General features: G+C 67.8%; 4 protein-coding genes. 3 read left to right on the top strand and 1 reads right to left on the bottom strand.

Annotated features, from left to right (window positions below; genetic code table 11):
- Positions 1–202 precede the first annotated feature (202 nt).
- A complete protein-coding gene (locus ACWF94_RS36680) occupies positions 203–1,024 on the bottom strand; it encodes an SGNH/GDSL hydrolase family protein (RefSeq protein ID WP_453498942.1) in 822 nt (273 codons plus the stop codon).
- Positions 1,025–1,183: 159 nt separating this feature from the next.
- On the opposite strand from ACWF94_RS36680, the gene ACWF94_RS36685 reads away from it, so the two are divergent.
- From ACWF94_RS36685 to ACWF94_RS36695, 3 genes are all read left to right on the top strand, one after another.
- Positions 1,184–1,612, top strand: a complete 429-nt coding sequence (locus tag ACWF94_RS36685) for a hypothetical protein (protein WP_453498944.1) — start codon at positions 1,184–1,186, stop codon at positions 1,610–1,612.
- A gap of 357 nt (positions 1,613–1,969) precedes the next feature.
- The gene (locus tag ACWF94_RS36690) at positions 1,970–2,827 is read left to right on the top strand and encodes a glycosyltransferase family 2 protein (RefSeq protein WP_453498946.1); all 858 of its coding nucleotides are present in this window, start codon (positions 1,970–1,972) and stop codon (positions 2,825–2,827) included.
- The coding region (locus ACWF94_RS36695) for a glycosyltransferase family 2 protein (RefSeq protein WP_453498948.1) at positions 2,824–3,417 on the top strand (594 nt) is incomplete at its 3' end. The genes ACWF94_RS36690 and ACWF94_RS36695, both read left to right, overlap by 4 nt.

Raw genomic sequence — 3,417 nt, forward strand, 5'->3', positions numbered from 1 at the left:
CCCAGACTCCGTCCGGGGGACCCCCAACAGGCTTGATATGCGCACCCATGCCGCAAGCCCCAAGCCCCCGGGGCCAGGCGTCCGTCCTCAAACGCCGGACAGGCTTGATATGCGCACCCGGGCAGGCAAATTCAGCCCGTCCGGCGATTGAGGACACGCCCGCAGGGCGTAGGGGGAGGTCCGGGGCGGAGCCCCGGCGGGCTCAGGCGCGCGTGGCGAAGACCGGCAGATAGCCGCGGGACTGCCCGGCGGCCGTGGGGTGATATGAGTCACCCACATTCAGCCAGTTGACGCTGTGCAGCCAGGACGACCCGGAGCAGATCTCATGTCCGGTGAAGGCCGGGACGACATCCGCGAAGTCGAAGCCGTGGTCGGCCGCGCGCTTGGCGATGGCGGTGTTGAGGTGGTCGGCGGCGCCGTTGATCGCGGAGCGTTCCCGTTCGGTCAGCCCGGCGACGCAGTTGCCGCCGAGCCGGTAGAAGCGGGGGTAGCCGAGGACGACGACGTCGGCGTTCGGGGCCCTGCGGTCGATGGCGGAGTACACGCCGTCGAGCCGGCCGGGCAGGGTGGTGTCGACGTAGGAGCGTGCCGTGGCGATCCGGCTGAGGCACTTGGCCTCGGACTGGAGGACGCAGGTGGTCATGACGTCGGCGAAGCCCGCGTCATTGCCGCCCACGGTGAGGGAGACGAGGTCGGTGGCCGGGCCGAGAGGGGCGAGCTGACCGGCCGTGACATCACCCGTACGAGCGCCCGAGCAAGCGGTGAAGGCGAACGACGAGGGTGAATGCGCGGCTGCCCAGAGCTTGGGGTAGGCCCGGGCGCTGCGCTTGCAGGCGCCGCTGGCGCTGTCGTACGCGCCCGCTCCGACGCCGGACGAGTAGGAGTCGCCCAGCGCCACATAGTCCAGGGCGGCGGCGGCGCGGTCGGTGGCCTGCGCCTGGCCCGCTCCGGTGAGAGCGAGGGCGGCGCCGACGAGGAGAGAGGAGGAGAAGGCCGCGATTCGGCTGATGCGGGACAGTTTCATGGAACCTCCCTTTAGCAGGGTCTCTGCCCCAACTTTCCTACCAGCCAGTAGAGTTCACTGGAAGTGTCCATGCCAAAGAATTCGGTCAGCTTGACGAATTCCCCCGCTCCTGAGCAGCATGGAGGTCCGACATCCGGCACCAGGGGGGCGAAGTCGGCCATGCAGGGCATTCAAGACAAACCGTCAGCCAATGGGGCGGACTTTCTGCCTGTGCTGGCGGGGGTGGCCTTCACCGTCGCGTGGATCGGCGTAGTGCTGGCGCTCGCTGACATCGACTCACCACTGCGCGCGCCGTTCGCCGTCTTCTTCCTGTTCGCCGGACCCGCCTGCGGTCTCTACGCGGTCCTGCCCGGGCTCGACACCACGACCCGCGCGGCGGCCGCCGCGGCCGGGACGCTCGGGCTGGACCTGGCGATCGCCGGGGTGCTGTCGTCACTGGGACTGCTGACGGTCGGCATCGGCATCGCCACCGTGACAGCTGTCACAGCGGCACTCTTTCTCGTGGCACTGGGGACCCGGTCGCACCGAGGCCGTTCGCCGCGGAAGAAAGAGATCAAGAGAAACCGGTCAGGAAGGTCACACAAGTGACCCTCGATTCGGTGTCTAAAATGTAAAAAGTGAGACCACGGCCCGGGACTTGCCATACAGTCCCAAACATCAATACCGTCGTACATCCACCCGCAATGGTTCATCATGCAAGGCGGCTCTAGGGGAGGGCTCAAGCGTCGCGATGGATCCGGAGCGGGGCGCGGTAGGGGGGTGCCGTGCTCGGTCGTATCGCTCACACCGAGCCGTACGGCCGCGCGGCCAGTTCTCAGCTCGCTCAGCCAGTTCGGAGTGCCGCTCCGGCACGGCCGGGTGAGTCGTAACCCCCCTTTCAAACCGGACACTCATCCGGATCGCCCGGGGGCGGGCGGTTCACCGGTGGAGAGGGAAAACAGACCCATGAGTTCAGTCCTGCACCCGGCCGCTCCGGGGCAAGATCCGTCGATGCCTTCCGTGGCGTCGCTCGACGAAGCCGGCCGAATAGAGGGCACCTATCGGCCCATCTCCTCGCATCTGGCGATCGCCCCGCCGGTGAGCGTGGTGATCCCCGCCATGAACGAGGCGGAGAACCTTCCTTACGTATTCAAGACGCTGCCCGACTGGATCCACGAAGTCGTCCTGGTCGACGGGAACTCCACCGACAACACCGTGGAGGTCGCGCGCGAGCTGTGGCCCGACGTCAAGGTCGTCAAGCAGGTGGGCAAGGGCAAGGGGGATGCCCTCATCAGCGGCTTCGCCGCCTGCACCGGCGACATCATCGTGATGGTCGACGCCGACGGCTCCGCCCACGGCGACGAGATCGTCTCCTATGTCTCGGCCCTGGTCTCCGGCGCCGACTTCGCCAAGGGCTCGCGGTTCGCCAACGGCGGCGGCACGGACGACATGACGTTCATCCGCAGACTCGGCAACTCCGTGCTCTGCTCCATCGTGAACACCAAATTCGGTGCTCGCTACACCGACTTGTGCTATGGCTACAACGCCTTCTGGAAGCACTGCCTGGACGAGATCACCCTCGACTGCACCGGCTTCGAGATCGAGACCCTGATGAACATCCGGGTCGTCAAGGCCGGACTGCGCGTCCAGGAAGTGCCCAGCCACGAGTACAACCGCATCCACGGCGTCAGCAACCTCAGCGCCGTACGGGACGGGATCAGGGTCCTGAAGGTGATCCTCAGGGAGAAGGGCGTACGGCGTGCCGAGCGCCGTCGCAGCGGAGCCACCCTGAACATGCGGATCCCTCGGGGAGAGACATCTTGAGCGACCGCCGTTTCTCGGTGGTGATCTGCGCCTACACCGAAGACCGCTGGGAGGACATCCTCGCGGCCGTCGACTCCGTGTGGAATCAGTCACTCCCGGCCCTGGAGACCCTTCTGGTGGTCGATCACAATCCGGCGCTGCTGGAGCGGCTGGCCAAGGAATACCAGGAGTACGGGGCACAGAGCATCCTGGGCGGAACCATCCCGGAGGGCAAGGAGGTGCGGGTGCTCGCGAACGCGGGCCCCCGCGGCCTCTCCTCGGGCCGCAACACCGGTATCGCCGCCTCCCGCGGCGACCTCGTCGCCTTCCTCGACGACGACGCCGTGGCCGAGCGCGACTGGCTGCGGTTCTTCGCCGAGGGGTACGACGACCCCCGGGTGATGGCCGTCGGCGGCCGGACGGACGCCGCCTGGGCATCCGGCCGCCGGCCGGCCTGGTTTCCCGAGGAGTTCGACTGGGTCGTCGGCTGCACCTACCGGGGGCTGCCCCCCGGCAAGGTGCGGGTCCGCAATGTGCTCGGCGGCAACGCGTCCTTCCGGCGCACCGCGTTCGACGCGGCGGGAGGGTTCGCCACCGGCATCGGACGGGAC

The sequence above is a fragment of the Streptomyces sp. NPDC055078 genome, assembly GCF_053607985.1.

Excerpts from the sequence above, each read along its gene's own strand:
- ACWF94_RS36680 (WP_453498942.1), bottom strand. The coding sequence starts at position 1,024 with ATGAAACTGTCCCGCATCAGCCGAATCGCGGCCTTCTCCTCCTCTCTC.
- ACWF94_RS36685 (WP_453498944.1), top strand. The coding sequence starts at position 1,184 with ATGCAGGGCATTCAAGACAAACCGTCAGCCAATGGGGCGGACTTTCTG.
- ACWF94_RS36690 (WP_453498946.1), top strand. The coding sequence starts at position 1,970 with ATGAGTTCAGTCCTGCACCCGGCCGCTCCGGGGCAAGATCCGTCGATG.